The 3,664-nt window shown below is 56.4% G+C and carries 1 protein-coding gene, 1 tRNA gene and 2 rRNA genes; 3 read left to right on the top strand and 1 reads right to left on the bottom strand.

Going from position 1 to position 3,664, the window contains the following annotated elements; all coding sequences use genetic code 11:
• Positions 1-105 precede the first annotated feature (105 nt).
• Positions 106-3,004: ribosomal RNA gene (locus tag CSC94_RS23765) — 23S ribosomal RNA — on the top strand.
• A gap of 2 nt (positions 3,005-3,006) precedes the next feature.
• Here the strand turns inward: CSC94_RS23765 and CSC94_RS24405 are convergent.
• Entirely contained in the window at positions 3,007-3,297 is a 291-nt protein-coding gene (locus tag CSC94_RS24405) for a hypothetical protein (RefSeq protein ID WP_133123087.1), read from the bottom strand.
• Positions 3,298-3,309: 12 nt separating this feature from the next.
• Between CSC94_RS24405 and rrf the strand changes: the two genes are divergently transcribed.
• A 5S ribosomal RNA gene (rrf, locus tag CSC94_RS23770) occupies positions 3,310-3,425 on the top strand.
• Positions 3,426-3,527: 102 nt separating this feature from the next.
• Positions 3,528-3,604 (top strand) — tRNA-Met (locus CSC94_RS23775).
• The last annotated feature ends 60 nt before the right edge of the window (positions 3,605-3,664 follow it).

A 3,664-nucleotide genomic window follows, 5' to 3' on the forward strand; every position in this document is an offset into this window, starting at 1 on the left:
CTTAGCCGCGGCCACCGGAGAAATCTCGAGAAGCTGGTCTTTTTGTGCCAGTGCCATTTGCGCGGGGTTCGATCCTTGCGTCTGATGGTCATTGGCAATGAGAACGATCAAGTGTCTTAAGGGCATTTGGTGGATGCCTTGGCATGCACAGGCGATGAAGGACGTGATACGCTGCGATAAGCTCCGGGGAGGTGCGAATACCCCTTGATCCGGAGATCTCCGAATGGGGCAACCCACCTTTGATCCTTGGGAAATCTGTTCTGTTTTTTGTCCTCGCGGATGATCGCGGCTTTGCCGCCATCCTCCGGACGGGGCGCGCAAAACGTTGCGCGGCGGCCGCTTGGCCGCTCGAAGGCTTGCGCCTTCGGAAGGACAGCACAGGTTTCCAAGGATCGTTAAAAAGGTATCTTATCCTGAATACATAGGGATAAGAGGCGAACGCAGGGAACTGAAACATCTAAGTACCTGCAGGAAAGGACATCAACCGAGACTCCGCTAGTAGTGGCGAGCGAACGCGGACCAGGCCAGTGGCTGATGAGAGAAAAGCGGAACCGTCTGGAAAGTCGGGCCATAGTGGGTGACAGCCCCGTACGCGTAACTTTCTTGTCAGTCCTCGAGTAGGGCGGGACACGTGAAATCCTGTCTGAACATGGGGGGACCACCCTCCAAGCCTAAGTACTCGTGCATGACCGATAGCGAACCAGTACCGTGAGGGAAAGGTGAAAAGCACCCCGACGAGGGGAGTGAAAGAGTACCTGAAACCGAATGCCTACAAACAGTGGGAGCCTGAAATGGTGACCACGTACCTTTTGTATAATGGGTCAGCGACTTAGTGTGACGAGCAAGCTTAAGCCGGTAGGTGTAGGCGCAGCGAAAGCGAGTCTGAACAGGGCGTTCAGTTCGTCGCATTAGACCCGAAACCGAGTGATCTAGCCATGAGCAGGCTGAAGGTTGGGTAACACCAACTGGAGGGCCGAACCCATATCTGTTGCAATAGATCGGGATGACTTGTGGCTAGGGGTGAAAGGCCAATCAAACTCGGAAATAGCTGGTTCTCCGCGAAATCTATTTAGGTAGAGCGTCGGATGAATACTCCAGGGGGTAGAGCACTGGATGGGCTAGGGGTCCTCACCGGATTACCAAACCTAACCAAACTCCGAATACCTGGAAGTACTGTCCGGCAGACACACGGCGGGTGCTAACGTCCGTCGTGGAGAGGGAAACAACCCTGACCAACAGCTAAGGTCCCCAAGTCATGGCTAAGTGGGAAAGGATGTGAGGATCCCAAAACAACCAGGATGTTGGCTTAGAAGCAGCCATCATTTAAAGAAAGCGTAACAGCTCACTGGTCTAATCAAGGGTCCTTGCGCCGAAAATGTACCGGGGCTCAAGCCATGCACCGAAGCTTTGGGCTTGTCTTTGACAAGCGGTAGCGGAGCGTTCCGTAGGCTGATGAAGCGGGATCCGTGAGGACCCGTGGAGGTATCGGAAGTGCGAATGCTGACATGAGTAACGATAAAGGGAGTGAGAGACTCCCTCGCCGAAAGTCCAAGGGTTCCTGCTTAAAGTTAATCTGAGCAGGGTTAGCCGGCCCCTAAGGCGAGGCCGAAAGGCGTAGTCGATGGGAACCACGTCAATATTCGTGGGCCTGGAGGATTGTGACGGATCGCGTGTATCGTATGCCCTTACTGGATTGGGTGTGCGGTGAAGCGGTCCCGGGAAACAGCACCTCCTTATAGACCGTACCCGAAACCGACACTGGTGGACTGGTAGAGAATACCAAGGCGCTTGAGAGAACTGCGTTGAAGGAACTCGGCAAATTGCACGCGTAACTTCGGAATAAGCGTGACCCTTCTGCGGGCAACCGCTGGAGGGTGGCACAGACCAGGGGGTAGCGACTGTTTATCAAAAACACAGGGCTCTGCGAAGTCGCAAGACGACGTATAGGGTCTGACGCCTGCCCGGTGCCGGAAGGTTAAGAGGAGGGGTGCAAGCTCTGAATCGAAGCCCCGGTAAACGGCGGCCGTAACTATAACGGTCCTAAGGTAGCGAAATTCCTTGTCGGGTAAGTTCCGACCTGCACGAATGGCGTAACGACTTCCCCGCTGTCTCCAACGCAGACTCAGTGAAATTGAATTCCCCGTGAAGATGCGGGGTTCCTGCGGTTAGACGGAAAGACCCCGTGCACCTTTACTATAGCTTTACACTGGCATTCGTGTCGGCATGTGTAGGATAGGTGGTAGGCTTTGAAGCGTCGGCGCCAGCTGGCGTGGAGCCATCCTTGAAATACCACCCTTATCGTCATGAATGTCTAACCGCGGCCCGTCATCCGGGTCCGGGACAGTGTATGGTGGGTAGTTTGACTGGGGCGGTCGCCTCCTAAAGCGTAACGGAGGCGCGCGATGGTGGGCTCAGAGCGGTCGGAAATCGCTCGTCGAGTGCAATGGCATAAGCCTGCCTGACTGCGAGACTGACAAGTCGAGCAGAGACGAAAGTCGGTCATAGTGATCCGGTGGTCCCGCGTGGAAGGGCCATCGCTCAACGGATAAAAGGTACGCCGGGGATAACAGGCTGATGACCCCCAAGAGTCCATATCGACGGGGTTGTTTGGCACCTCGATGTCGACTCATCGCATCCTGGGGCTGGAGCAGGTCCCAAGGGTATGGCTGTTCGCCATTTAAAGCGGTACGTGAGTTGGGTTCAGAACGTCGTGAGACAGTTCGGTCCCTATCTGCCGTGGGTGTAGGACTATTGACAGGATCTGTCCCTAGTACGAGAGGACCGGGATGGACGCATCTCTGGTGGACCTGTTGTCGCGCCAGCGGCATAGCAGGGTAGCTATATGCGGACGGGATAACCGCTGAAGGCATCTAAGCGGGAAACCCACCTGAAAACGAGTGGTCCCTATCAGGGCCGTGGAAGACGACCACGTTGATAGGCCGGGTGTGGAAGCGCAGCAATGTGTGAAGCTTACCGGTACTAATAGCCCGATCGACTTGATCGTTCTCATTTGCCAATGACCATCGCTTCAGCGACCCAAAAAGTTGCAGACTTTTTGGACAAGTCGCTGAACAAAAAAACAGGGCGCGATGGTGTGCCAATGACCATCGCTTCAGCGGCCTGGAGGGTCGCTGAAGAAAAAAGACATGTGCTCTCGGACGCATGCAGGCCTTCCGGCCTGCTGTCCTGCGCACGGCGCGCGCCAAACGTGGCGCGGCGGGCCTTGCCCGCTCGAAGGCTGCCGCCTTCGTGGCGCTTGTCTCCATGGCACAACCAGACACAGCTTCTCGACTTCATGCGCTTCGCCGACCTGGTGGTCATGGCGGGGTGGCAAGCACCCGATCCCATTCCGAACTCGGCCGTGAAACGCCCCAGCGCCGATGGTACTTCGTCTCAAGACGCGGGAGAGTAGGTCGCCGCCAGGTCTGCAAAACGCATGAAACCAAATCTTCTCGCCACATCTGCCCGGACACCAAAGGGCGCTATCTTCTCCGGCCGCGCCTCAGCGCGGCCGTCTTCGTTGGTGACGCGGGGTGGAGCAGCCCGGTAGCTCGTCAGGCTCATAACCTGAAGGTCGCAGGTTCAAATCCTGCCCCCGCAACCAACCAACTTCCGACATCCACACCGTCGCCAACGCGAAAGCTTCGCTTCCGCTGGCGAGGTC

Source organism: Zhengella mangrovi (genome assembly GCF_002727065.1).
GTDB lineage: Bacteria > Pseudomonadota > Alphaproteobacteria > Rhizobiales > Rhizobiaceae > Zhengella > Zhengella mangrovi.